Genomic DNA, 25786 nt, shown 5'->3' with positions numbered 1-25786 from the left:
TTAATAACCGAGCGTGGCTGCATCCTGAATACGCGGGTCGCTGTATGACGCCTCCGGCAAGAGGGCGGTGTCACCGCTCAGCGCATATTCAACTCATGCATGCACGACACAGGCGGAAAAATCATCCATTTCGTTATTGGACAGGATGCCCATGCCTTCCCCACCGGCCCCGTGCCGCCACAGCCGACATTTATGGTGTAGGTGCTGGAACCGCATCACTGTTTTCATCAACGGCGGCGTAATGTGTGGGCTGATCACTTTTATTGTAATTTTTACCGGTTCCGCTTGCGTGACATCAAGCCATCCCCCACGGCGATACACAGGCTGCGTTAAAATAAGCGACATAAACCAGTTTCCAAGGATAACCATCATGAGCGACAACGAACAGGCAGAACCAGTCGTCTTCAAGCCCAAATCCATGGGCGTCAAGAAAAAAGGCGCGGAAAAAATCCGCCAGATTGCGGAAAATACCGGCCACGTCGGCGAAGAACGTCTGCGCAAACCACGCTGGATACGCGCCCAGTTCCCCGGCGGCGAAGAAGTACAGCGGATGAAGGCGCTGATGCGCGAGCAGAAACTGCACAGCGTCTGCGAAGAAGCCTCCTGCCCGAACATTGGCGAATGCTTCCGCCACAGCACGGCCTCGTTCATGATCATGGGCGACATCTGCACGCGCCGCTGCCCGTTCTGCGATGTTGGCCATGGCCGCCCCAACCCGCTGGATGCGATGGAACCCATCCACCTCGCCGAAACCGTGCGCAACCTCGGCTTGCACCACGTCGTCATCACCTCGGTGGACCGCGATGATCTGCTTGACGGTGGTGCGGCGCACTTCGCCGCCTGCGTGCGTGAAATCCGCCGCCAGGCGCCGCGCATGACCGTGGAAATCCTCACCCCCGACTTTCGCGGCCGCATGGAAAAAGCCCTCGAAATCCTGCGTCACACCCCGCCCGACATCTTCAATCACAACCTAGAAACCGTTAAACGGCTGTACGAAGAAGTGCGCCCCGGCGCGAACTACGAGCACTCGCTGGAACTTTTGCGCGCATACAAAAAAGTGAGCAACAAACCCGTCATCACCAAATCGGGGCTGATGGTCGGACTCGGCGAAGAAGTGGAGGAAATCCTCGCGGTGATGGAAGACCTGCGCCGTCACGACGTGCAAATGCTGACCGTTGGCCAGTACCTGCAACCCTCGGTGCACCACCTGCCGGTCAAGCGCTACTACACGCCGGAAGAATTCCAGATCTTCACCGACGAAGGCCTGAAAATGGGCTTTACCCACGTCGCCTCCGGGCCAATGGTGCGATCCTCCTTCCATGCCGACATGTCGGCGAAGGCCGTCCTCTGATGAGCGGCTACAACCGCGACAACCTCTACGATCGCCCGCAGGCGGTCGTTGATTTCCGCTTCGACGAACGCACCGCCGCCGTCTTCCCCGACATGATCCACCGCTCCGTGCCGGGTTATGCGACGCTGCTGCAACTCTTTGCCGTCATCGGCGCGGGTATCGTGCCGCCGGGCGGGCGGGTGTACGACCTCGGCTGTGCCCTCGGCGGTGCCAGCATTGCCCTGCAACAGCAGATGACGGCAGATACCGCCATCATCGCCGTGGATAATTCAGCAGCGATGACCGACCGCCTCACCGCCTACATTGCCGGTGCCGGCATCGCCAACATCCGCGTCGAACAGGCGGACATCACCACGCTCGAACTCGCCCCCGCTGACCTCGTCCTCATGACCTTCACCCTGCAATTCATCCCGCCGCAAGCACGCGACGCCCTGCTTGCCCGCATCCATCGCGCCCTGCACCCCGGCGGCGCGCTGCTGCTTGCGGAAAAAACCCGCCCGGACGACGACCGCCTGCGACTCTGGCACGAAGCCTTCAAAGCCTCACAGGGCTACTCGCAACTGGCCATCGCGCAAAAACGCGAATCGCTGGAACACGTCATGCAGACCGACCGCTACGCCACGGTAGAAGAGCGCCTGCACCGCGCCGGCTTCAGCGACATCACGCCGTGCTTCCGCACCCTGCCCTTCTGCGCCTGGGTGGCTATGGCATAAGCGGGATGAGGCGTATCCTTGCCACCTACCTACGCGCAGGGAGACCCCATGAAAACCATCCGCCAAATCCTCGCCTTCCTCATCGCCGCCACCCTCGCCGTCCTCAAAGGCATCTGGCGCCTTTTCCGCGCCATTTTCCGCTTCATCTGGGACGACATCCTCGGCGGCATCATCAATTGGCTGTTCGGCAACTAAATCAAGGCATATCAACAGCGGCGCACATATGCGCACGATAAAACCCAAAAAATCACCAGTGGTGGGGGTCTTTTCCCCATCACCTATCAGAAAACCACAACCTTTTGAAAAACCAAAATAAATTTTCAAAATCACCGATATGGCGCGTAAAATGCAGCCAAGCCACCAGCCAACTGCACCATGCAACGCCACCTTTGGACACTTGCGGGCTGTCTCGCCTTCATACTCGGACTCATCGGCATCCCGCTCCCCTTCCTGCCGACCGTCCCCTTCCTCATCCTCGCCGCATGGTGCTGGGCAAAAGGCAGCCCGCGTTTTCACCACTGGCTCACCACCCATCCTCACCTCGGCCCGCCGATTGCCGCCTGGCGTACTCGCCGCGTCGTGCCTTACCGCGCTAAAACCCTTGCTATCCTCATGCTCGCCGCCTCACTCAGCGGCGGCATCTACCTGCTCGATAACAACGACCACCTGAAACTGGCGTTCGCCCTCATCATCCTGGCCCTGATGCTGTGGGTGCGCCGCCTGCCGGAGGCATAGCCATGACAGAACACCGCTTCCCCAACCCTGAGCGCGCCGACCACCACGGCCTGCTCGCCCACAGCGACAGCATTGACGCCGGACTCGTCTTTGCCGCGCACAGCGAAGGCGTCTTTCCCTGGTATGACAGCGGCGACCCCGTCCTGTGGTGGAGTCCCGACCCGCGCGGCATCATCCCGACCGATGGCGTGCACGTGAGCCGCAGCCTGCGCAAACAGCTGCGCACCATGCCGTACCACCTTACCCTCGATACTGCCTTTGGCCGCGTCATCGACTACTGCGCCAACGTCCACGGCGACAGCTGGATCACCGCCGACATCCGCCGCTGCTACACCGAACTCTACCGTCAGGGCCGCGCGCACAGCTGCGAACTCTGGCACGGCGATTCCCTCATCGGCGGCATGTACGGCGTCAGCCTGGAACGCATCTTCTGCGGCGAATCCATGTTCAGCCTGCGTCCATCGGCGTCAAAAATCGTCCTCGTCCGCCTCTGCCAATACCTCGTCCGCCTCGGCATTGACACCCTCGATACCCAATTCCTCACCCCGCACCTCATCAGCATGGGCGGCATCCATATCCCGCGCCGCGACTACCTCGCCCGCCTCACCGACAACCCCGACGCCCACCGTGGTCGCTGGCAGTGGCAGGAGCCCTAAACAAAAACACCCCAACGGGCGGGGGCGCACTACACTATCCCCTCTTTTCTAACCCACTCGCCGCCCATGACCCGCCCCGACCTCACCCGCCTCTACCAAGCCAGCCCCTACGCCGCTGCCCAACTCGAACGCCACCCCGACTGGCTGGCCGACCTTGACCCCGCTGCCAGCCCCGACGAAGACTACCGCGCCACTTACGCCGCCGAAAACCCGCCGCCGGAAGACGAAGCGACGCTGATGCGGCAACTGCGCCAATACAAACACCGCCGACAAATCCGCCACATCCACGCCATCGTGAATGGCCACATCGACGAACCCACCTTCCTCGCCCGCACCAGCGCGCTCGCCGAAACCCTGATTGCCGCCGCGCATGACTGGCAATTCGCCGCCCACTGCGCCCGTTACGGCACCCCGCTGGATAGCGACGGCAACCCCATGCCCATGCTCATCCTCGGCATGGGCAAACTCGGCGGAGGCGAACTCAACTTCTCCTCCGACATCGACCTCATCTACGCCTACCGCGCAAACGGCACAACCAGCGGCGGGCGCAAACCCGAAGAACACGAAACCTGGTACCGCAAACTCGCGCAGCGCCTCATCCACACCCTCGACGCCGTCACCGAAGACGGCAACGTTTACCGCGTGGACATGCGCCTGCGCCCCTTCGGTCAGACCGGCCCGCTCGCCCTGACCTACACCGCGATGGAACAGTACTACCTCATCCACGGCCGCGACTGGGAACGCTACGCCCTGATGAAAGCCCGCCCCGTCGCCGGCGACATCGACGGCGGCCGCGAACTGCTCGCCACCCTGCGCCCCTTCACCTACCGCCGCTACCTCGACTACGCCGCCCTGAACGCCCTGGCCGACATGAAACAAAGCATCAACCGGCAAATCCGCGAAGAAGGCATGGAACGCCACATCAAACTCGGCGCGGGCGGCATCCGCGAAGCCGAATTCACCGTGCAGGCCATCCAGATGATCTACGGCGGCCAATACCCGGCACTACAAACCCCGTCACTCCTCACCGCCCTTGACCACATCCGCGCGCGCGGCCTCATGTCCACCGCTGACACACAGGCCCTGCAAGACGCCTACCTCACCCTGCGCAGCGTCGAAAACGCCCTGCAATACCGCGACGACCAACAAACCCACAGCCTACCGGACAACGATGACGACAACGCCTGGCAGCGCCTCGCCACCGCCTGCCACGCCGAGAACATCCCCGCCCTGCAAACACGTATCCAGCAGGCGCGCGACACCATCCACCAACACTACACCGCAACCATCGCCGACGAAGACACCCCCGCACCCGACCCCATCGCCGACGGCCTCGCCGCCGTGGACTGGACCGACCCGGACGATCCCCACCTCGCGCGCTGGCTTAACGACAACATCAGCGACGACAACAGCCGCACCCAAACCGCCGCCACCCTCGCCGCCTACACCCGCTCCAACAACTGGCACCGCCTGCCACAACAGACCAACAGCCGCCTGCACCGCCTCATCCCTGCCGTCCTCAGCCAGGCCGTACAAAACGCCCAACTTGACGGCCTCGCCGGCATCCTCGACCTCATCACCGCCGTCAGCGGCCGCAACAACTACATCACCCTGCTCACCGAACAACCCGCACTCACCAACCACCTGCTCAACATCGCCGCCAACGCCGCCTGGCTCATCCACTACATCGCCGCGCACCCGCTCGTCCTCGACGACCTCAACAACGAACGCCGCCTGCCGCCGGGCCGCACCGCCCTGCAACAAGACCTCGCCGCGCGCCTGCAAAACATCGACGACGAAGAAACCTGGCAACACGCCCTGCGCGACTACAAACACGTCCAGACCTTCAAAACCGCCTGGGCGGACATCCACGGCCACCTGCCGCTGATGCAAGTGAGCGACCAACTCAGCCACATCGCCGAAACCACCCTGCAAGCCGCACTCGAACACGCTGAGCACACCCTGCGCGAAAAACACGGCATCCCGCGCAAAGCCGACGGCAGCCCGGCCGAAATCGCCATCATCGGCTACGGCAAACTGGGCGGCCTCGAACTCGGCTACGGCTCAGACCTCGACATCATCTACCTCTACGACGACGGCGACACAGACGGCATGACCGACGGCGAAAAACCCATCGACAACCAGCGCTACTACACCCGCCTCGCCCAACGCACCAGCAACCTGCTCGGCGCCGCCAGCAGCAACGGCACCATCTACACCATCGACACCCGCCTGCGCCCCGGCGGGGCAAGTGGCCTGCCCGCCGTCAGCATCCAGGGATTCGCCCGCTACCAGCGCGAAAACGCCTGGACCTGGGAACACCAGGCACTCACCCGCAGCCGCGCCGTAGCAGGAAGCCCTGCCCTCGGCGAGCGCTACACCCGCCTGCGCCACGAACTGCTCACCCGCCCGGCCAAAGCGACCCTGCGCGAAGACATCCTCGCCATGCGGCAAAAAATGCACGACAACGCCGCGCCACTGCCGTCGGACACCTTCCACCTCAAACAAAGCGCGGGCGGCCTCATCGACATCGAATTCATCGTCCAATACCTACTGCTCGCCCACGGCGCGGCAGAACCCATCCTCAGCCGCATGAGCGACAACATCCGCCAGCTCGCCGCACTGGAAGCCACCGGCATCCTCACCTCATCGCAGGCCATGACCCTGCGCGACGCCTACCGCAAACTGCGCGCGGAAGCCCACCACCGCCAACTGAACGACCGCGACAAACGTGTCCCCGCCGCCCCCTGGCAAGCACTGCGCGACAACATCTGCGCCATCTGGCGCGACATCTTCGCCCTCAACTGAAAACGGGCATTACGCTGCTTGGCGACTGCCCGCAAACCCAGTATTCATCCCGCTCGACGGCCTGCCACGAGCCCGGCATCTATCCCGCTCGACGGCCTGCTACGAGCCCAGAAACCAGAAAGCTGCACCAATAAGCCCCTCGCCCCGTGGGATGTATGGACCGGAGACATGGGTAATACATGTGCGAAGAGATGGGTAACACTTACCCCGTCCCAACCGACGGAGGACCCCATGCCTTGGAGAACCCAAACCGTGAAAGAACAACGCATAGAACTCGTTACCCTCGCCCGCAAGCCCGGCGCCAACATCAGCGAGCTTGCCCGCCGCTTCGGCGTCAGCCGTAAAACCATCTACAAATGGCTCAACCGCGACGATATGGACGACCGATCCCGCCGTCCGAAGAACAGCCCCAAGCGCACTCCGCAGGCCCAGGAAGCCCGTATCCTCGCCACGCGCGATGACCATCCCGCCTGGGGCGCGCGCAAAATTGCCCACGTCCTCTCGCGCGACAGCGGCATCGTCCTTGCGTCCAGCACGGTCAACAGCATCCTGCGCCGCAATGGCCGCATCAGCCCTGAGGCCAGCTGTGCCGCGACTCCGTGGCAGCGTTTCGAGCATCCGTTTCCTAACGACCTGTGGCAGATGGATTTCAAAGGCTACTTCAGCACAAGCCACGAGGGGCGCTGCCACCCGCTGACCATCCTTGACGACCATTCACGCTACAACCTCTGCCTTGACGCGCAGGGCAACGAACGCCACGAGAGCGTGCAGGTGGCGCTCTTACGGGTGTTCGGGCGCTATGGCCTGCCGAAGTGCATCAACACTGATAACGGCTCGCCCTGGGGCAACGGTGGGCAAGACCCGCTAACCAAGCTTGGCGTGTGGCTCATCCGCCTGGGTATTCACGTTAGCCATAGCCGTCCTCACCATCCGCAGACGAACGGCAAGGACGAGCGTTTCCACCGCACACTCAAGGCAGAACTGATTGATCGCTATGACTTTATTGATTTACTTGATGTGCAAAGACGTTTTGATTCCTGGCGGCACATCTACAACCACGAACGTCCGCATCAAGCGCTGGGCATGGCGACTCCGTCGGAGTGCTACCAGCCCAGCACACGTAGCCTGCCGACGCAATTGCCGCCGGTGGAGTATCCGGGAGATGACTTTGTGCGCAAGGTGCAACAGGGCGGCTGGGTGAGTTTTCAGGGTAAGGCCCTACGCACCAGCAAGGCATTGGCAGGCCAGCCGGTAGCCCTGCGTCCGGTCGTTGGAGAGGATGGTGTTTTTGCCCTGTATTTTTGTCATCAATTTGTGGAGGAGTTTGATTTGAGAAACGCCTGATAGACTATCCCCGGACTGTTACCTATGTCCTCGCACGTTGTTACCTATGTATCTGGTCTATACATGGGAGAGGGGTTGGGGAGAGGATTAGACAAACTGCGCAGCGACAAAACCCAAGCTTTATCCCGCTCGGCGGCCTGCCACGAGCCCAGAAACCAGAAAACTGCACTAACAAGCCCCTCACCCCGTGTGAGAGGGGTTGGGGAGAGGGTTAGACAAACTGCGCAGCAACAAAACCCTGGCTTTATCCCGTTTGGTGGTCTACCACGAGCCCAGCATCTATCCCGCTTGGCGGCCTGTTACGAGCCCAGAAACCAGAAAGCTGCACCAACAAGCCCCTCGCCCCGTGGGAGAGGGGTTGGGGAGAGGGTTAAACAAACTGCGCAGCGACAAAACCCAAGCTTTATCCCGCTCGGCGGCCTGCCACGAGCCCAGAAACCAGAAAGCTGCACCAGCAAGCCCCTCGCCCTGTGGGAGAGGGTTAGGCAAACTGCGCAGCGACAAAACCCAGGCTTTATCCCGCTCGGCGGCTTGCCGCGAGCCCAGAAACCAGAAAGCTGCACCAACAAGCTCCTCGTCCCGTGGGAGAGGGGTGTATAGACCGGATACATAGGTAACAACGTGCGAGGACATAGGTAACAGTCCGGGGATAGTCTATCAGGCGTTTCTCAAATCAAACTCCTCCACAAATTGATGACAAAAATACAGGGCAAAAACACCATCCTCTCCAACGACCGGACGCAGGGCTACCGGCTGGCCTGCCAATGCCTTGCTGGTGCGTAGGGCCTTACCCTGAAAACTCACCCAGCCGCCCTGTTGCACCTTGCGCACAAAGTCATCTCCCGGATACTCCACCGGCGGCAATTGCGTCGGCAGGCTACGTGTGCTGGGCTGGTAGCACTCCGACGGAGTCGCCATGCCCAGCGCTTGATGCGGACGTTCGTGGTTGTAGATGTGCCGCCAGGAATCAAAACGTCTTTGCACATCAAGTAAATCAATAAAGTCATAGCGATCAATCAGTTCTGCCTTGAGTGTGCGGTGGAAACGCTCGTCCTTGCCGTTCGTCTGCGGATGGTGAGGACGGCTATGGCTAACGTGAATACCCAGGCGGATGAGCCACACGCCAAGCTTGGTTAGCGGGTCTTGCCCACCGTTGCCCCAGGGCGAGCCGTTATCAGTGTTGATGCACTTCGGCAGGCCATAGCGCCCGAACACCCGTAAGAGCGCCACCTGCACGCTCTCGTGGCGTTCGTTGCCCTGCGCGTCAAGGCAGAGGTTGTAGCGTGAATGGTCGTCAAGGATGGTCAGCGGGTGGCAGCGCCCCTCGTGGCTTGTGCTGAAGTAGCCTTTGAAATCCATCTGCCACAGGTCGTTAGGAAACGGATGCTCGAAACGCTGCCACGGAGTCGCGGCACAGCTGGCCTCAGGGCTGATGCGGCCATTGCGGCGCAGGATGCTGTTGACCGTGCTGGACGCAAGGACGATGCCGCTGTCGCGCGAGAGGACGTGGGCAATTTTGCGCGCGCCCCAGGCGGGATGGTCATCGCGCGTGGCGAGGATACGGGCTTCCTGGGCCTGCGGAGTGCGCTTGGGGCTGTTCTTCGGACGGCGGGATCGGTCGTCCATATCGTCGCGGTTGAGCCATTTGTAGATGGTTTTACGGCTGACGCCGAAGCGGCGGGCAAGCTCGCTGATGTTGGCGCCGGGCTTGCGGGCGAGGGTAACGAGTTCTATGCGTTGTTCTTTCACGGTTTGGGTTCTCCAAGGCATGGGGTCCTCCGTCGGTTGGGACGGGGTAAGTGTTACCCATCTCTTCGCACATGTATTACCCATGTCTCCGGTCCATACAAGGGGTTAGGGAGAGGGTTAGACAAACTGCGCGCCGAGAGCCCAGCATTCATCCCGCTTGGCGGAGCCAGCAATTACCCCGCTTGGCAGGCTTCAGTCCACCATCCGCATGAAGCATCCCCATCACAGCAAATAACCGTCCAAGTGCCATTGGACAACCGTCCAATGGCGCACTATACTCTTGGACAACTGTCCAAACGACCTGACCATGACCGCCATCACCATTGACCACCTCACCCACCGCTACGGCAAAACCACCGCGCTGGACAACATCAGCCTCACCCTGCCGCGCGGGGCGACCACCGGCCTCATCGGCCCGGACGGCGTCGGCAAAAGTACCCTGCTCGGCATCATCGCCGGCGTGCGCCGCATCCAGAGCGGGCAAGTGCGTGTCCTCGACGGCGACATGACCCGCGCGCGCGACCGCCTTGCCCTCTCGCACCGCATCGCCTACATGCCGCAAGGACTGGGGCGCAACCTCTACCCCACCCTCAGCGTTTACGAAAACATCGACTTCCACGCCCGCCTCTTCGGCCTTGACCGCCGCGAACGCCGCGCGCGCATCCAGCGCCTCCTGGATGCAACCGGCCTCGCCCCCTTCCCCGACCGCGCTGCCGGCAAACTCTCCGGCGGGATGAAACAAAAAGTCAGCCTCTGCTGCGCCCTCGTCCACTCGCCCGACCTGCTCATCCTCGACGAACCGACCACCGGCGTTGACCCCCTGTCGCGCCGCCAGTTCTGGGCGCTGGTGCACGACCTGCAACAAGAAACCACGGGCATGACCACCCTCGTCGCTACCGCCTACATCGAAGAAGCCGAACAATTCCGGCAACTGCTGGCGATGGACGCGGGCAAACTGCTCATCAACGCGCCGACCGCCGCCACCATGCGCGACTACGGCTGCGCCACCCTCGAAGAAACCTACATCAAACTGCTGCCGCCGGAAAAACAACAAGGCACCGGCGGCCTCGACCCTACCCCTTTCGTTCCCGACCCCCACGCCCCGCCCGCCATCGAAGCACACAGCCTCACCAAAACCTTCGGCAACTTCACCGCCGTGGATCACGTCAGCTTCACCATCGAAAAAGGCGAAATCTTCGGCTTCCTTGGCAGCAACGGCTGCGGCAAGACCACCACCATGAAAATGCTCACCGGCCTCTTGCAGGCCAGCAGTGGCAGCGCCAGCCTGCTTGGCGCGCCGGTGGACGCGGGCAGTGTCGCCACCCGGATGCGCGTCGGTTACATGTCGCAAGCCTTCAGCCTCTACGAAGAACTCACCGTCAGACAAAACCTCGAACTGCACGCCCGCCTCTACCGCTTGGGCGCGGGCAGCAAAGCCGCCATCAGCGAAGCACTCACCCAATACGACCTCGCCACCGTCGCCGAACAAAAACCCGCTGCGCTGCCGCTCGGCATCCGCCAGCGCCTGCAACTCGCCGCTGCCTGCCTGCACCGCCCCGAAGTACTTATCCTCGACGAACCGACCTCCGGCGTGGACCCCGCCGCGCGCGACATGTTCTGGCGACACCTGCTGCGCATGTCGCGTGAAGACAAAATCACCATCTTCGTCTCCACCCACTTCATGAACGAAGCGGCAAGATGCGACCGCATCTCCTTCATGCACCAGGGCCGCGTGCTGGCCGTGGGCAGCCCCGCCACCCTCACCGCACAAAGCGGCGCGACCAACCTCGAAGAAGCCTTCATCGCTTACCTGATAGCGGATGAAAAACGGCAGAACCCAGCAAATACGTCGCTTGGCACCCCATCCACCGAATCCGTAGGGTGGGCTTCAGCCCACCAGACAAATCCCGCAGACGCCACAGCAAGCGGCACCGGCACAGAAAATCCGGCAACTACCCCGCTTGGCACCCCGTCCACCGCAGCCGTAGGGTGGGCTTCAGCCCACCAGACAAATCCCGCAGACGCCACAGCAAGCAGCACCGGCACAGAAAATCCGGCAACAGCCCCGCTTGACGCCCCATCCACCGAATCCGTAGAGTGGGCTTCAGCCCACCAAACAAATCCCGCAGACGCCACAGTAAGCGGCACCGGCACAGAAAATCCGGCAACTACCCCGCTTGACACCCCGTCCACCGCAGCCGTAGGGTGGGCTTCAGCCCACCAGACAAATCCCGCAGACGCCACAACAAGCGGCACCGATACAGAAAACCCGGTAAATACGCCGCTCAATACCACCGCACCAGCCGCCGACACAGGAACCATCCCTTCCCCCGCTTGCGGGGGAAGGTGGCCGGAGGCCGGAAGGGGGGAAACAGCAAACCCGGTAACCACCCCGCTTGGCACCCCGTCCACCGCAGCCGTAGGGTGGGCTTCAGCCCACCAGACAAATCCCGCAGACGCCACAACAAGCGGCACCGGCACAGAAAACCCGGTAATCACCCCGCTTGACGCAAGCACCCCCGCTACCGCCACCACCTCCACCCTGCGCTACTGGTTCGCCACCACCTGGACCTTTGCCCGCCGCGAAGGTACAGAATTGCTGCGCGACCACGTCCGCACCTTCTTCGCCCTCTTCGGCCCGGTCATCCTCATGACCGCGCTTACCTGGGGCGTCTCCTTCGACATCAAAAACCTCACCTACGCCGTCCTCGACCACGACCACAGCGCCGAAAGCCGCGCCATCATCGAGCCACTCGCCGGTTCGCGTTACTTCAACGAACTGCCGCCACTTACCGACGAAAGCCAACTGCTCGACCGCCTCGCCAGCCGCGAAGCCAAACTCACCATCGACATCCCGCCCGACTTTGGCCGCGACCTGCTGCGCGACAGGCACCCCGAAATCCACTATCACATCGACGGCGCCGAATCCTTTAACGCCGCCAACATCAACGCCTACATCCCCGCTATCCTCGCCACTTACACCCGCGAACAGGCACGCGCACGCGGCATCACCCTGCCGCCGCCCGCTGCCTCGCTCGAACCCCGCTACGCCTACAACCAGGACTTCAAAAGCGTGAACGCCATCGCCCCCGGCGTCCTCATGCTCGCCCTCACCCTCTTTCCGGCGATGATGGCCGCCGTCGGCGTCGTCCGCGAACGCGAAATCGGCAGCATCGCCAACTACTACACCTCGCCCGCCAGCCGCCTGCAATACCTCGTCGGCAAACAACTCCCCTACATCGCCACCGCCATGCTGAGTTTCGCCATCCTCTACCTGATGATGCGCTACTGGTTCGGCCTGCCGATGAGAGGCTCGCTCGCCGCCCTCACCCTCGCCACCCTGCTGATGAGCTGCACCTCGACCGCCATCGGCCTACTCTTTTCCACCTTTACCCGCTCGCAAGTCGCCGCCATCTTCCTCACCGCCATCGCCACCATCATGCCGGCGCTGAACTTCTCCGGCTTCCTCGTCCCCGTCTCGGCGCTTGAAGGCGGCGCACATATCTTCGGCAAAATCATCCCCTCCACCTGGTACGCCGTGACCACCACCGGCACCTTCAGCAAAGGCCTCGGCGTCCACGAACTGCACCGGGAAATCCTGCTGCTTGCGCTCTACTACGCCGTCTTCCTCACCGCCGCCTGCCTCAACCTGAAAAAGCAGGAAAAATGACCATGAACACCCTGAAAAACATCCTCACCCTCGCCGGCAAAGAACTGCGCAGCCTGCTTGGTGACCCCATCCTTATCATCCTTACCCTCTACATGTACACCGGCGTTGTCATTGCCATGAGCCAAAGCAACACCGACCTCAAACACGCCGCCGTCGCCGTCATCGACGAAGACCACAGCACCCTTTCCTACCGCATCCGCGACGCCATCCTGCCGCCCTACTTCCAGCCTCCCGTGGAAATCGCGCGCGACAGCGCCGACAGCCATATGGACAAAGGCGACTACACCTTCATCATCAACATCCCGCCCAACTACGAGCGCGACATCCTGCAAAACCGCAGCCCGCAGGCACAACTCACCATTGACGCCACCCGCATGAGCCAGGGCGGGGTCGGCGCTGCCTACCTCAGCCAAATCCACAACCGCGAAGTGAACCGCTTCCTCGGCCGCCCGGACGACGCCAGCCTCCTGCCCATCCGCCCCGTCCTGCGCACCCACTACAACCCCAACAGCGAAAACGCCTACCAAATGCCCGTCGCCGCCCTCGGCACTGCCACCATGCTCCTCTTCCTCCTCCTCATCGGTGCCGCCGTCATCCGCGAACGCGAACACGGCACCCTCGAACACCTCCTCGTCATGCCCGTCACCCCGCCGGAAATCATGCTCGCCAAAATCCTCGCCAACGGCATCTTCATCCTCACCACCTCGACCGCCTCCCTGTGGTTCATCGTCCACATCACCCTCGGCATCCCCATTAACGGCAGCATCCCGCTCTACATCGCCGGCAGCGCCGTGTACCTCTTCAGCGTCGCCTCGCTTGCCATCATGCTCGCCACCCTCACCCCCACCATGCAGCAATACAGCCTGCTCATGCTGCCCGTCTTCATCATCATGAACCTCTTCTCCGGTTCCGTGACCTCGCGCGTCAACATGCCGGACTTCACCCGCATCATCAGCGAATACTGGCCGCACACCCAATACACCCTCTTCAGCCAGAGCCTCATCTTTCGCGGCGCAGGCCTCGACACCCTCTGGCCGCAACTCCTCGCCATGGGCGTCGTCGGCGCGCTCTTCCTCGGCTACGCCCTGCTGCGCTTCCGCAAAATGCTCGAACAACAGAACTGACCCAAGGAATATAACCATGACCCCCCGCCCCCTCCTCCTCACCCTCACCGTCGCCCTCCTCAGCGCCTGCCAAACCACCACCATCACCACCGCGAGCCGCGTCCCCCTGCCCGCCGCCTACGAAAGCGCCCCGGCAGCCGCCCAACCCGACGACATCAGCCGCTGGTGGCGGCAGTGGCAAGACCCCGTCCTCGACCGCCTCATCGCCCGCGCCCTCGCCCACAACCCCGACATCGCCATCACCCGCAGCCGCCTGCAAGAAGCGCGTGCCATCGCCCGCCTCGCCGACGCCGACCTCGGCCCGACCGTCGGCCTCGGCGCAAACGCGTATCGCCTCGACACCAACCTGCAAAACCCCATCAGCGCCGACACCCGCGCCCTCCTCGCGCAAAACCCGCTTGCGGGCAGCATCCGCGATAACCGCCTGCAAAAACACGCTGACATCCTCAGCCTCGGCCTCAGCGCCAGCTGGGAACCCGACCTCTTTGGGCAAAAACAAAGCGACGCCGATGCCGCCCGCCACGCTGCCCTCGCGACCGCCGAACAAACCCACGCCGCACAACTGCTCATCAGCGCCGAAATCGCTGACCAATACCACCGCGCCCGCGCCACCGAAGCCCGCAAACGCGCTGCCGACACCACCATCGCCACCCTCGAACAACTCGCGCGCTACATCGAAGCGCGCTACCAGGCCGGCCACACCACCGCCTACGAAAAAGACGAAATCCAGAGCCGCCTCAGCGCCGCCAAAGCCAAACGCAGCACCCTCGACGCCGAAAAAAATGCCGCTGTGCGCGCCATTGCCATCCTCTGCGGCGACACCCCGCAACACTATCGCCTGCCGGACAGCCCGCGTGACACCCTCGCCCACCCGCCTGCCGCCCCACGTGGCCAAACCCCGCAAGGCCTCATCGAACGCCGCCCCGACCTGCGCGCCCGTGCCACCGAAACCCAGGCCTACGCCGCGAAACTTGCCAGCGCCAAAGCCGACCTCCTGCCGCGCATCAAACTCGACTTCCTCGGCCAGGGCGTACTCAACATCGACGGCGACCACGCCCTCAAAGGCTGGATGAGCCTGCTCACCGCCGGCATCCAGGTGCCGCTCTACACCCACGGCAGAATCCAGGCCAACATTGATGCCGCCGACGCCCGCCTTAAAACCGCGTTGCTGCAATACGACCGTACCCTGCTACAAGCGCTGGCCGACGTGGATAACGCCTACCAGGGCGAAGCCGCGCTCGCCGAACAAGAACGACACCTCAGCGAAGCACTCGCAAACGCCGAACAACAGGCGGCGGATGCCGAAAAACTCTACCGCTACGGCAACAAAACCCTCGCCGAGGCGCTGACCGCCCGCCTGAATGCCGTGCAGACCAAGGAAGCCCTCATCCAGAACCGCCTCGCCCACGCGCAAATGCTCACCGCCCTCTACAAAGCCCTCGGCGGCGGCTGGACAGCAGACAGCACCCCCAACCCATAACCGCCCCCGCCCTGTCGAAAACACGCCGGACAAACCGATACAATGCCCGCCCTGACACCCACTAACAGGACGAACCATGCCCTATCCCACTCCCGACGGCGTCGTCTTCGATTGCGACGCCACCCTCTCCGCCCTTGAAGGCATTGACGAACTTGCCGCACAAGCGGGCGTCGCCGCAGAAGTCAGCACTCTCACCCACCGCGCTATGAACGGCGACATCCCGCTAGAAACCATCTACGGCGAACGTCTCGCCCTCATCCGCCCACCGCGTGCCTCTCTTGCCGCTATCGCCCGCCGCTACCAGGAAACCATCGTCCCCGGAGCGCGCGAAATCATCGCCGCCTTGCAGGCACGCGGCATCAAAACCGCCATCGTCAGCGGTGGCTTGCTTGACGCGGTGCTGCCACTGGCAGCTGCCGTTGGCGTGGCAGCGGCTGACACCTTCGCGGTCAGCCTGCAATTCGACGATGCCGGTAACTATCTGCACTATCTCGATAACCCGCTTACCACCGCTGGCGGCAAGGCGGAGGTTGTCGCTGCCTGGAAAAAGCAGCATGGCCTCAAACACGTGGTGATGGTCGGTGACGGTATGAGCGACGTTGCCGCCCGCGCCCCGAACGCCGCCGACCGCATCATCGGCTATGGCGGCGTGGTCGAACGCGCCGCCGTACGCGCCGCTGCCGATCAATACAGCACCGCCCGCGACCTGCGTGAACTCTTGCCGCTTGTCCTGGGTGATGCGGCAGCAGGCAGGTAGCGCAATATCATGGAGTGAAGAGAGAAAGAAGGCGGGTTAAATACCCGCCTTCTTCATCAAAGTAGTGTCATAGACGCTAAAGGTGGCGTTGCACAACTATCAAAGTTGCTCAGAGACACCCAGTTTTTCCCGTGCTTCCATCACCGTTTCCGATAGCCGGCGTTCTTAAGGATGGCGCTGTGTTTGAAAAGGGGCGCAGCGGAGTCGGGTTCAGGCGGAAGAAGATCCCAGAATTGCAGGTACTGGGGCATGATGGCCTCGTGTGCTGACAGGCGGTGTACGCATGTGGCACAGGCGGAGGCAAATGGGGAATAGCGGTTTGTTCTCGGCTTATAACCAATGCACGACTACCGCCGCCCGGCGTAATTCATCAGCCACATGCCGGCGACGACCATCGTGCCACCGATAAGCAGTGAAGCATGCAGCGGTTCATGCAGCCACAGGGTGGCGATGGTGATGCCAAATACAGGTACAAGCGTCATATACGACGTAGCAGTACCGACGCCGAGGTGACGGATGCCGTCGAAGTACCACAGGTAGCAGAGCATGGTGCCGCCCAGCGCCATCGCGGCAAGAATACCCCACGTTCGTACCGGAGCATGCAGGGTTTGCTGCCAAAAGACGCTGCCGTCAAATGCAAGCGCGAGGACAAGCAGCATCAGCGCACCAATAAGAACTGTCACTGTCGTTGTGGTCAGCGGGCTGATGCCGCGCAGCAGGACGCGGCTAATGAGGGCATAACCCGTCCAGCAGAGGACTGTAGCGAGCAGCAGGTATTCCCCAACACTAACGCCGCCGGAGAAAATGGCGAACGGATTCCCGCGCGCAATGGCGGTCAATGCACCGAAGACGGCCAGCGCCATGCCGCAGCAGATACCGCCGTTCAGCTTTTCTTTGAACAGCCATGCGGCGAGCAGCAGCGGCGGCACGGGGTTGAGGGCGACGACGGTCGCCGCCTTGCCTGCGGGGACATATTGCAGTGCCAGCATGAAGAAAACGGCGTAACCGCAAACACCGCAGGTTGCCGCAGCGGTCAATCCCAACCATTGCCGTGCATTGAGCTGCATGAATGGTGCGCGGCCTTCGCGATAGAGCAGCCAGAGGGTGAGCGGCACGGTGGCGAGCAGGAGGCGCAATGCGGCAGCAGTGAGCGGAGACAGGGTTTGCACGACCACCCTGCCCCACGACCAGGTTGCGCCCCACAGTAATGCCATGGCGATGAGTTGCAGGTGGCAGCGGACATAGGGAGTCATGTGTTTTCTCCGGTAGAGAGGGGAAGAGGCGACTCGGTCCGCCCGTCGCTGTCTGCAAGGCGGTGCAAGATACCGCTCGTTGCGGGTTCCGTCTGCCGCCTATTTCTGCTCACGGCGGACGCTTGCCACGTCTTTGACTTGCGCGATGCGGTCAATGACGCGCGAGAGTTGTTCCATATCGGTGATTTCGAGGGTGAAGGTGCCGTAGATGCGGTTGCGGTTGTCCTGCTGCATTTTGACGTCGAGGATGGCGATTTTTTCGTTGGCGAGGATCTGGCTGATGTCGCGCAGGAGGTGTGGGCGGTCGAAGGCTTCGATGGCAATGACCACGGTGAAAAGGCCGCTTGCGCCGGCGTTCCAGTGTACGTCTAGGATGCGTTCGGGGTGGGCTTTGGCGAGGTGTTGCAGGTTGGGGCAGTCGGCACGGTGGATGTTCACCCCCCGCCCCTGGCTGATGAAGCCGCGTATGGCGACGGGCGGCACCGGCTGGCAGCAGGTAGCGTAGTTGACGAGGAGGTTGTCCACGCCGTCGATATCAATGTTTTGCCGGCTTTGTTTGCGCGGCGCTTTGACCGGGATCCGCGCCAGGCGTTCGTCCAGGGTCGGCTGTTCGGCGCTTTTCTGCTGGCGGGCGCTGAGTTCGTGGATGATGTTAAGGACGCCGATGTCGCCGAAGCCGATACCGGCGTAGAGGTCGGTGATGCTGTGAACGTTGCTTTGCCGCGCGATGTCTTCCAGCATTTTGTTATCGGGGGTGATGCCAAGGCGGCGGCTTTCCCGCTCAAGCATTTCTTGCCCGGCCTGGACGCTTTTTTCTTTTTCGAGTTTTTTGAAGTAGCTGCGTACTTTGGCTTTGGCACGGCCGCTTTGCAGGTAGCCGAGGTGGTCGTTCAGCCAGTCGCGGCTGGGGTTGGCTTCTTTTTGGGTGAGAATTTCGACGCTGTCGCCGTTTTTCAGCGCGGTGGTGAGCGGCACAATTTGGCCGTTGATTTTGGCGCCCCGGCAGCGGTGACCAAGCTGGGTGTGGATGTGGTAGGCGAAATCCAGCGGGGTCGCACCTTCGGGCAGATCCACAACGCGGCCTTGCGGCGAGACGACGTAAACGCGGTCACGGAAGGCTTCGTTTTTGAACTGGTCGAAGACGATGTCGCCCCGGCTGTGGTCGCCGCCTTCGATCATGCGGCGCAGCCATTCGATTTGTTGTTCGAATTGTTTGCTGTGGCGGATGCCTTTTTCTTTGTAGAGCCAGTGCGCAGCAACGCCGAGTTCGGCGTGTTCGTGCATTTTGCTGGTACGGATTTGCACTTCGATGACGCGGTTTTCCGGGCCGATGAGCGAGGTGTGCAGGGACTGGTAGCCGTTCGCTTTGGGGTGGGCGATGTAGTCGTCGAATTCGGCGGCAATCGGCTGCCACAGGTCGTTGACGACGGAGAGGACGCGGTAGCAGTCCGCTTCGGTTTCGACTTCAACGCGCACGGCGCGGATGTCGTTGAGTTGTTCGAAGCGCAGGCCTTTGCGCTTCATTTTCAGGTAGATGCTGTTGATGTGTTTGACGCGGCCATAGAGGCGTTTGACGTGTATGCCGGCGTCGGTCAGTTTGTAGCGCAGCAGGTCGATGATGCGGTTGATGTAGCGCTCGCGGTCCACGCGTTTGCCTTCGAGCTCGCCGGCGATTTCCTGGTAGATATCGGGTTCGAGGACGCGCAGGGCACGATCTTCGAGTTCGCTTTTGAGTTGGGCGATACCGAGACGGTTCGCCAGCGGGGCGAGCAGGTCGCGGGTCTGCAGGGCGGAGCGTTGTTGTTCTTGTGCGCTGTAAGCGCTGAGGTTGCGCATGAGGACAACTTGCAGCGTCAGTTTGAGGATGACGGCGCGCATGTCGCTGGCCATGGCGAGGAGCATTTTGCGCAGGCGCTCAATGTCGCTTTGTTCTTGTTCGTGCAGCTGGTCGATGAGGGCGAGGTCATCAAGAGCTTGCAGGAGGCCGATGACGCCGTGGCAGGGGCTGGCGGCAAGGGCTTCCAGGTCGAGTTGTTTTTTGCGCCACGGTTCGACGAGGAGACCGGCGGCAAGCAGGGTGGCGTCGCTGCGCAGGTTGAGCAGGAGTTTGACGAGGGTGCGGCTGCGTTCGTCAGGCGGGGTGGGTGTGGCCGCCGCGATGGCGTAGGCGGCAGCGAGTTGTTCGCGGGCGGCGTTGTCGGTGTAGTGTTCTTGCGCCTCCCGCAGCCATGCGGGTTGCTGGGTGGTGTTCATGTCAATCCACGTTGCAGGCGTTCAAGGACTTCGCGCACGTCAATGCTGATGTTTTCGACGGCAGCAAGGACTTCAAGTTCGGTTTTTACCAGTGCTCTACGGGCACTGTCCATGCGGCTGACGATAGCGTAGCCGTTAAGCATCCGCGCTGCGATTTGCGGGTTGCTGAGGAGGACGCGGCGGATTTGCCCGGCGGCGAAGCGGTAGCCGCTGCCGTCAGCGGCATGGAAGATGGCGGGGTTGGCCTGCATCAATGTGCCGACGAGGGCGCGGAAGCGGTTGGGGTTGTCCACATGGAAGTCAGGGTGTCCGGCAAGCGCGGTGATGCGCGCCAGCGCCCCTTCGCTTTCGTCTTTGGCCTGGATGGCAAACCATTTATCCACGACAAGCGGCTGGGTGCGGTAGTTTTCGTAGAAGGCGGCCAGTGCGGCTTCGCGGCATGGGTCGTGGCGGGTATTGAGCGCGTGCAGGGCGTTGATGCGCACGGTCATGTTGTCGGCGTTGTTGTGAATGTCCAGCAGTTGCTGGCGGTGGGGTTCGTCTTCAAAGAGGGCGAGGGTTTTGGCAGCCAGTCCGCGCAAGCGGCGGATACCCGCATCTTTGACGCTGTATTTGGGCGAGGCAGCTTGTGGTGCGGTGTCAAGCCAGTCCAGCCAGTCGCGCCGCATTTTCAGGGCAAGGATACGGGTGATGCGGTCATAGGCGGCGATAGCGGCCGTCATGTCGATGGGGTCGGGCAGGTTGTTGAGCAGGGTCGCAAGCGTCGGGATTTCCAGCAGCAAGGCTTTTTCGCCTTCGCTGCGTTTGTCGTGGTTGAGGACGGCCCGCATGATGTCGCTCACCGCGTTGCTGTTTTCGCGCAGTTCGCGCGGTTTGTACAGCGCCTGTTCGAAGAGGCGGCGGTAGAGGGTTTGCATGGCTTCGAAGCGGGCGAAGCCGTCCGGCGCGTGAGCGACGATGGCGGCGAGTTCGTCATTGTCGTAGCGGTGCTGGTAGTACACGGGCGCCGAGAAGTTTTCCATCAGCACGGGGATAAGGTCGGCTTCGGCACGCTCAAAGGTCCAGGTGGCGCTGGTTTTGTGCAGGAGCAGGGTTTGCTCGTAACTGCCGTCGGGGAAGCGGTAGGCACGGCCATTCTTGCTGATGAGGGCAAGGCGGATGGGGATGACGAGCGGGCGCGGCGGGTTGACGGCACTGGTATCTTGCATGGCGGCGATGGTGATGCTGCGCTCGTGCTGGTTCCAGGAAGAGGTGAAGGTGATTTTCGGCGTGCCTTTGGTGGTGTACCACTGGAAGAACTGGCCGGTAAAATCGTAGTCACCGCCGTCGCTCATCGCCTGCGCGAAGTCTTCTATGCGCACGGCCTGACCGTCGTGACGCTCGATGTAGCGTTTCATGCCGGCCTGGAAGGCTTTTTCGCCGAGGATGGTGTGGTACATGCGGATGATTTCCGCGCCTTTTTCGTACACAGTGGCAGTATAGAAGTTGTCGATAGCCGCGTATTCTTGCGGCTGCACAGGGTGCGACATCGGCCCGGCGTCTTCGGGGAATTGCAGGTTGCGCAGGCGGACGACGTCGCCGATGCGCTCCAGCGGGCGTTCACCCATGTCGGCGGAAAATTCCTGATCGCGGAAGACGGTCAGACCTTCTTTGAGCGAGAGCTGGAACCAGTCGCGGCAGGTGATGCGGTTGCCGGTCCAGTTGTGGAAGTATTCGTGGCCGATGACGGCGCGGATGCCGTGATAGTCTTCGTCGGTGGCGGTATCGGTATCGGCCAGGACGAAGCGGGTATTGAAGATGTTGAGCGATTTGTTTTCCATCGCCCCCATGTTGAAGTCGCTGATGGCGACGATATTGAACTGTTTGAGGTCGTAGCTGAGGCCGAAGCGCTTTTCGTCCCAGTGGATGGCGTCAATCAGCGATTGCAGGGCGAACGCCGTCTGGTTGATGAAGGGTGGCTCGGTGTAGATGCCGAGGCTGATCTTCCGCCCTTTCGGCGTGGTGATGCGGCGATTGACGCTGGCGAGGTTGCCGGCGACGAGGGCGAAGAGGTAGCTCGGCTTGGGATGCGGGTCATACCACTGCGCGTAGTGCCGCCCGCCGGGCAGTTCGCCCTGCGCCTCGCGGTTGCCATTCGAGAGCAGGACAGGGTAGTTTTTTTGATCCGCTTCGATGCGTACACGGTAGGTGGCGAGCACATCGGGACGGTCAAGCGTCGGGGTGATACGGCGGAAGCCTTCGGCTTCGCATTGGGTGCAATAGATACCATTCGAGCGGTAGAGGCCGGAGAGTTCTTTGTTTTCGTCCGGTTTCAGGCGCACCACGGTACGCAGGTTGAAGTTGCTGCTGACGTCTTTCAGGCGCAGCAGCAGGCCGTCATAGTCGTATTGTTCGGCGGCAAGCGGTTTGCCGTCGATTTCAATATTTTCCAGCGCGAGATGTTCGGCATGCAGGACAACGTGCTTGTCTTGCGGCAGTTCCCAGCCGTGTTCGTCGTGACTGGGTTGGCAGCGCACGATTTTCTGGACATGGCTGACCAGCACTTCGCCGTTGTTTTGCAGGTCAAATTTGAGTTCGTGGTGTTTGACTGTAAAAGCCGGCGGACGGTAGTCCGCCAGTCGGGTAGTGTTGAGTGCAGCCGTCATCTCGTGCCGTCCGTGTTGTAGAGGGGTTACAGGGATTTGATTCCGCTTTTTACCATTTGCGCTTCGACCACGGCAATCGCCGCCATATTGAGGATGCGGCGGGTGGTCGAGTTGTTGGTCAGTACATGCACCGGCGCATCTACACCGAGCAGCATCGGCCCGATCATGGTGGCGTCAGTCGCGGCTTTCAGCACGTTGAGGCTGATATTGCCAGCTTCCACATCGGGCATGATGAGTAGGTTGGCTATACCGCTCAGGCGGTTACCGGGGAAGACCTCGTCGCGCAGTTGCGGAATCAGCGCGTAGTCCGCCTTCATTTCGCCCTCGATTTCGAGTTCGGGGTGCGAAGCACGGATTTTCGCCAGCGCTTCGCGCATATTGGTGGAGCTGGGCAGATCCATACGGGTGCCGAAGTTGGAGGCCGACAGCAGCGCAATTTTCGGGGTGATGCCAAAGAGTTCGACGGCGCGCGCGGCGCGCAGGGTAATGGCGACGAGTTCGTCAGCCGTCGGATGTTCGTGCACCTGGGTGTCAGTAATGAAAATCGGGCCTTTCGGGGTCAGCATCAGGCTGAGTGCCGCCGGTTGCTTCATGTCCGGCTGCATATCGAAGACGCCGCGTACACGGCGCAGGTGGCGGTGATACTGACCAAGTACGCCGCAGAGCATGGTGTCGGCATGCCCCAGTTTGACCAACATGGAAGCCAGTGCAGTGGTGCTGGTGTTCATTTGCAGGCGGGCTTCGGCGGGATCAATGCCTTCACGTGCGCGCAGTTCGTGATAAGCGCGCCAACATTCTTCGTAATGCGGGTTGTTCATCGGTTCGATGATTTCAATACCCGGCTCAAGTTGCTGCTGGTTTTCCGCCAAACGTTCTTCGATACGTTTGCGGCGGCCGATCAAAATCGGTTTGGCGATACCTTCCTGCACACAAGCGGTAGCGGCGCGGATGACGCGGATGTCTTCCCCTTCGGCAAATGCCACTTTAAGCGGGTTCGCACGGGCGCGTTCAATGATGGGTTTCATCACGAAACCGCTCTTGTTGAAAAGGCCCGCCAGCTTGTCGCGATAGGCTTTCAGATCCGCAATCGGACGGCGGGCGACGCCGCTTTCCATGGCTGCTTTGGCGACGGCAACCGGAATGGTGGAAATCAGGCGCGGGTCAAACGGTTTGGGGATGACGTATTCTTTGCCATACACCAGCGACTGTCCGCCGTAAGCGGCCATAACCTCTTCACCCGCCGGGGATTTGGCGAGATCGGCGATGGCGCGCACGGCGGCCATTTTCATCGCTTCATTGATAGTGGTCGCCCCCACATCGAGCGCCCCCCGGAACAGGTACGGGAAGCAGAGGACGTTATTCACCTGGTTCGGGTAATCGGAACGACCGGTGGCAACAATGGCGTCATTACGTGCGGCATGCACCTCTTCCGGCATAATTTCCGGCACGGGGTTGGCTAGCGCCAGCACCAGCGGTTGCGCCGCCATGGTTTTCACCATCTCGCCGGTGAGCAGTCCCGCTTGCGAGACACCCAGGAACACATCCGCGCCGACCAGGGCTTCTGCAAGCGAACGCGCTTCCGTCTTGGCGACAAATTCCGCCTTGCGTCCGTCCAGCTTACCGGGGCGACCTTCATAAATCGGGCCCTTGGAGTCGCAGACGATGATGTTTTCCCTCTTCACGCCGAGGTTGACGAAAAGATCCAGGCAGGCCATGCCTGCTGCCCCCGCGCCGGAAGCGACCACACGCACCTTGCCGATATCCTTGCCTTGCAGGTGCAGGGCGTTTAACAACGCGGCGGAAGCGATGATGGCGGTACCGTGCTGGTCGTCGTGGAAAACGGGGATATTCATCCGTTCTTTCAGGCGGTTCTCAATTTCAAAACATTCCGGCGCCTTGATATCTTCCAGGTTGATGCCGCCGAAAGTCGGTTCCAGCGCGGCGACGGCTTCGATGAATTTTTCCGGATCGGCCTGATTGACTTCGATGTCAAACACATCAATGCCGGCAAACTTCTTGAAGAGCACGCCCTTGCCTTCCATGACCGGCTTGCCGGCGAGTGCACCGATATTGCCGAGACCGAGCACGGCAGAACCGTTGGAAATGACGGCGACGAGATTGGCGCGCGAAGTGAGGAAATCCGCTTGCAGCGGATCGGCTTCAATGGCCTGACAGGCGTAGGCGACGCCGGGGGAGTAAGCGAGCGACAAGTCGCGCTGGTTATCGAGGGCCTTGGTCGGGGTTACCGACACCTTACCGGCGGTGGGGAAACTGTGATAACGTAGTGCTTCTTCTTTTAGCGAATCGCTCATGACTGAATACTCCGAATTAAGGTTGAGGAAAAGTCGCGGCAGTTTAACAGAATGCCACAGGGGTGGCGTGCCAATTCAGGCAAACAACCGCTGTCTGGTTGGGAAGCCTGTGAGCGAAATCATCTTTTTCGCCCTGTAAGAACGTGTTCATAGTCTTCGTAGCAGGATTCCCAAGAAAGCCAAAACGACCATTTGCAGACCGGTACTCAACTTACGCTTGCAGTTTTTCCAAAGTCGCCTGTTCTTTTCCAACCAGGAAAAACTGCGCTCTACTACCCATCGCCTCGGCAATACCGCAAAACGGTACAACTCGTTTCGCAATCTCTACCTCCGCACCTATCAATTATATGCCGCTTGATACCGCTCACTTTCTTGCCGGCATCGTAGCCTTTTTCCATGGCCGTATCCGTGTTCCTCACACTCTGCGCATCAATAATCAGGAAAGTGGTTGCTTCATTACGTCCCTGCTTGCGGCGCTCCGCAACCACCTGATTTTTTTAACGCTTCCTCAAGGATGCTGATGCCGTTTTCGCGGGGCTCGCTCCATCTCTGGAAGTAGGAATGAACGGTGCGCCATTTGGGAAAATCGCCCGGTAAGGCACGCCAGGAACAGCCGGTACGCTGCAGATAGAGGATGGCGCAAAAGACATCGTACAAGTCCACTTTGCGCGGTGCTGTGCGTTTACGGGCACTTTCCAAAAGAGGGAGAAGGGGGGCAAATTTTGTGCGACTGATATCGCTTGGATAGGCTTTTCTGTTCATACCGATAGTTTACAGCAGAGACTATGAACACGTTCTCAGAACCGTCGTCAAGCACATCAACAGAAACTGAAGATATTCAAAATATTGTCGCTGCCTTACCGCAACAGGCGGAAACGGTTCGGGTTAAGGACAAATTTGATTGCGGGGCTGGTTAATGCAATGGGATGAATATTT

The 25786-nt window shown here is 61.3% G+C and carries 17 protein-coding genes and 2 pseudogenes; 12 read left to right on the top strand and 7 right to left on the bottom strand.

Going from position 1 to position 25786, the window contains the following annotated elements; translation table 11 throughout:
- Positions 1-93: 93 nt before the first annotated feature.
- Positions 94-345 (bottom strand): hypothetical protein, encoded by a 252-nt coding sequence (locus DY250_RS06220; protein WP_147293469.1) that lies wholly within the window; start codon positions 343-345, stop codon positions 94-96.
- Between the two features lie 25 nt (positions 346-370).
- Here DY250_RS06220 and lipA point away from each other — a divergent pair, with 25 nt between their 5' ends.
- The 7 genes from lipA (at position 371) to DY250_RS06190 (ending at position 7607) form a co-directional block, all read left to right on the top strand.
- Positions 371-1351, top strand: a complete 981-nt coding sequence (gene lipA, locus DY250_RS06215) for a lipoyl synthase (protein WP_115611540.1) — start codon at positions 371-373, stop codon at positions 1349-1351.
- Entirely contained in the window at positions 1351-2064 is a 714-nt protein-coding gene (cmoA, locus tag DY250_RS06210; protein WP_115611539.1) for a carboxy-S-adenosyl-L-methionine synthase CmoA, read from the top strand. The genes lipA and cmoA overlap by 1 nt, the downstream gene beginning before the upstream one ends.
- Positions 2065-2112: 48 nt before the next feature.
- On the top strand, positions 2113-2259 hold the full coding sequence (locus DY250_RS13990) for a hypothetical protein (protein WP_172542242.1): 147 nt from the start codon (positions 2113-2115) through the stop codon (positions 2257-2259).
- A 180-nt stretch (positions 2260-2439) separates the two neighbouring features.
- Positions 2440-2799 carry a YbaN family protein gene (locus DY250_RS06205; RefSeq protein ID WP_115611538.1) on the top strand — a complete coding sequence of 120 codons (360 nt, stop codon included), beginning with the start codon at positions 2440-2442 and terminating at the stop codon, positions 2797-2799.
- A 2-nt stretch (positions 2800-2801) separates the two neighbouring features.
- On the top strand, positions 2802-3455 hold the full coding sequence (gene aat, locus DY250_RS06200; RefSeq protein ID WP_115611537.1) for a leucyl/phenylalanyl-tRNA--protein transferase: 654 nt from the start codon (positions 2802-2804) through the stop codon (positions 3453-3455).
- 66 nt (positions 3456-3521) lie between these two features.
- Positions 3522-6263, top strand: a complete 2742-nt coding sequence (gene glnE, locus DY250_RS06195; protein ID WP_115611536.1) for a bifunctional [glutamate--ammonia ligase]-adenylyl-L-tyrosine phosphorylase/[glutamate--ammonia-ligase] adenylyltransferase — start codon at positions 3522-3524, stop codon at positions 6261-6263.
- A 231-nt stretch (positions 6264-6494) separates the two neighbouring features.
- Positions 6495-7607 carry an IS481 family transposase gene (locus tag DY250_RS06190; protein WP_115611535.1) on the top strand — a complete coding sequence of 371 codons (1113 nt, stop codon included), beginning with the start codon at positions 6495-6497 and terminating at the stop codon, positions 7605-7607.
- A 657-nt stretch (positions 7608-8264) separates the two neighbouring features.
- On the opposite strand, the gene DY250_RS06185 is transcribed toward DY250_RS06190, so the two are convergent.
- The gene (locus DY250_RS06185; protein ID WP_115611535.1) at positions 8265-9377 is read right to left on the bottom strand and encodes an IS481 family transposase; all 1113 of its coding nucleotides are present in this window, start codon (positions 9375-9377) and stop codon (positions 8265-8267) included.
- A 286-nt stretch (positions 9378-9663) separates the two neighbouring features.
- Between DY250_RS06185 and DY250_RS14555 the strand changes: the two genes are divergently transcribed.
- The 4 genes from DY250_RS14555 (at position 9664) to DY250_RS06165 (ending at position 16387) form a co-directional block, all read left to right on the top strand.
- Positions 9664-13026: an ATP-binding cassette domain-containing protein gene (locus DY250_RS14555; RefSeq protein ID WP_115611534.1), complete on the top strand. Its 3363-nt coding sequence runs from the start codon at positions 9664-9666 to the stop codon at positions 13024-13026.
- 2 nt (positions 13027-13028) lie between these two features.
- Complete coding sequence (locus tag DY250_RS06175) at positions 13029-14150, top strand: ABC transporter permease (RefSeq protein WP_115611533.1); 1122 nt, start codon at positions 13029-13031, stop codon at positions 14148-14150.
- Between the two features lie 16 nt (positions 14151-14166).
- Positions 14167-15630, top strand: coding sequence for an efflux transporter outer membrane subunit (locus DY250_RS06170; RefSeq protein ID WP_172542240.1), 1464 nt, complete (start codon positions 14167-14169; stop codon positions 15628-15630).
- A 76-nt stretch (positions 15631-15706) separates the two neighbouring features.
- Positions 15707-16387, top strand: coding sequence for an HAD-IB family phosphatase (locus DY250_RS06165; protein ID WP_115611531.1), 681 nt, complete (start codon positions 15707-15709; stop codon positions 16385-16387).
- Between the two features lie 347 nt (positions 16388-16734).
- On the opposite strand, the gene DY250_RS06160 is transcribed toward DY250_RS06165, so the two are convergent.
- The 5 genes and pseudogenes from DY250_RS06160 to DY250_RS06140 form a co-directional block, all read right to left on the bottom strand.
- Positions 16735-17640, bottom strand: a complete 906-nt coding sequence (locus tag DY250_RS06160) for a DMT family transporter (RefSeq protein WP_218565550.1) — start codon at positions 17638-17640, stop codon at positions 16735-16737.
- Between the two features lie 99 nt (positions 17641-17739).
- A complete protein-coding gene (locus tag DY250_RS06155) occupies positions 17740-19893 on the bottom strand; it encodes a RelA/SpoT family protein (RefSeq protein WP_115611530.1) in 2154 nt (717 codons plus the stop codon).
- Positions 19890-22538 (bottom strand): aminopeptidase N, encoded by a 2649-nt coding sequence (gene pepN, locus DY250_RS06150; protein ID WP_115611529.1) that lies wholly within the window; start codon positions 22536-22538, stop codon positions 19890-19892. Before pepN ends, DY250_RS06155 begins: the two co-directional genes overlap by 4 nt.
- Positions 22539-22564: 26 nt before the next feature.
- Positions 22565-24850, bottom strand: a complete 2286-nt coding sequence (locus tag DY250_RS06145; protein WP_115611528.1) for an NADP-dependent malic enzyme — start codon at positions 24848-24850, stop codon at positions 22565-22567.
- Positions 24851-24997: 147 nt separating this feature from the next.
- A pseudogene (locus DY250_RS06140) lies at positions 24998-25612 on the bottom strand (transposase).
- Positions 25613-25646: 34 nt separating this feature from the next.
- Here DY250_RS06140 and DY250_RS06135 point away from each other — a divergent pair.
- Positions 25647-25780: pseudogene (locus DY250_RS06135) on the top strand (IS5/IS1182 family transposase); the annotation flags it as partial.
- Between the last annotated feature and the right edge of the window lie 6 nt (positions 25781-25786).

Origin of the sequence: Cardiobacterium valvarum (genome assembly GCF_900460955.1) — a bacterium.
GTDB lineage: Bacteria > Pseudomonadota > Gammaproteobacteria > Cardiobacteriales > Cardiobacteriaceae > Cardiobacterium > Cardiobacterium valvarum.
The sequence above is the reverse complement of the archived record's forward strand: the minus strand, read 5'-3'. Positions and strand labels throughout refer to the sequence as shown.

Bases quoted from the DNA above. Each gene is read 5' to 3' on its own strand.
- DY250_RS06220 (WP_147293469.1), bottom strand. From the start codon at position 345: ATGTCGCTTATTTTAACGCAGCCTGTGTATCGCCGTGGGGGATGGCTT.
- lipA (WP_115611540.1), top strand. From the start codon at position 371: ATGAGCGACAACGAACAGGCAGAACCAGTCGTCTTCAAGCCCAAATCC.
- cmoA (WP_115611539.1), top strand. From the start codon at position 1,351: ATGAGCGGCTACAACCGCGACAACCTCTACGATCGCCCGCAGGCGGTC.
- DY250_RS13990 (WP_172542242.1), top strand. From the start codon at position 2,113: ATGAAAACCATCCGCCAAATCCTCGCCTTCCTCATCGCCGCCACCCTC.
- DY250_RS06205 (WP_115611538.1), top strand. From the start codon at position 2,440: ATGCAACGCCACCTTTGGACACTTGCGGGCTGTCTCGCCTTCATACTC.
- aat (WP_115611537.1), top strand. From the start codon at position 2,802: ATGACAGAACACCGCTTCCCCAACCCTGAGCGCGCCGACCACCACGGC.
- glnE (WP_115611536.1), top strand. From the start codon at position 3,522: ATGACCCGCCCCGACCTCACCCGCCTCTACCAAGCCAGCCCCTACGCC.
- DY250_RS06190 (WP_115611535.1), top strand. From the start codon at position 6,495: ATGCCTTGGAGAACCCAAACCGTGAAAGAACAACGCATAGAACTCGTT.
- DY250_RS06185 (WP_115611535.1), bottom strand. From the start codon at position 9,377: ATGCCTTGGAGAACCCAAACCGTGAAAGAACAACGCATAGAACTCGTT.
- DY250_RS14555 (WP_115611534.1), top strand. From the start codon at position 9,664: ATGACCGCCATCACCATTGACCACCTCACCCACCGCTACGGCAAAACC.
- DY250_RS06175 (WP_115611533.1), top strand. From the start codon at position 13,029: ATGAACACCCTGAAAAACATCCTCACCCTCGCCGGCAAAGAACTGCGC.
- DY250_RS06170 (WP_172542240.1), top strand. From the start codon at position 14,167: ATGACCCCCCGCCCCCTCCTCCTCACCCTCACCGTCGCCCTCCTCAGC.
- DY250_RS06165 (WP_115611531.1), top strand. From the start codon at position 15,707: ATGCCCTATCCCACTCCCGACGGCGTCGTCTTCGATTGCGACGCCACC.
- DY250_RS06160 (WP_218565550.1), bottom strand. From the start codon at position 17,640: ATGACTCCCTATGTCCGCTGCCACCTGCAACTCATCGCCATGGCATTA.
- DY250_RS06155 (WP_115611530.1), bottom strand. From the start codon at position 19,893: ATGAACACCACCCAGCAACCCGCATGGCTGCGGGAGGCGCAAGAACAC.
- pepN (WP_115611529.1), bottom strand. From the start codon at position 22,538: ATGACGGCTGCACTCAACACTACCCGACTGGCGGACTACCGTCCGCCG.
- DY250_RS06145 (WP_115611528.1), bottom strand. From the start codon at position 24,850: ATGAGCGATTCGCTAAAAGAAGAAGCACTACGTTATCACAGTTTCCCC.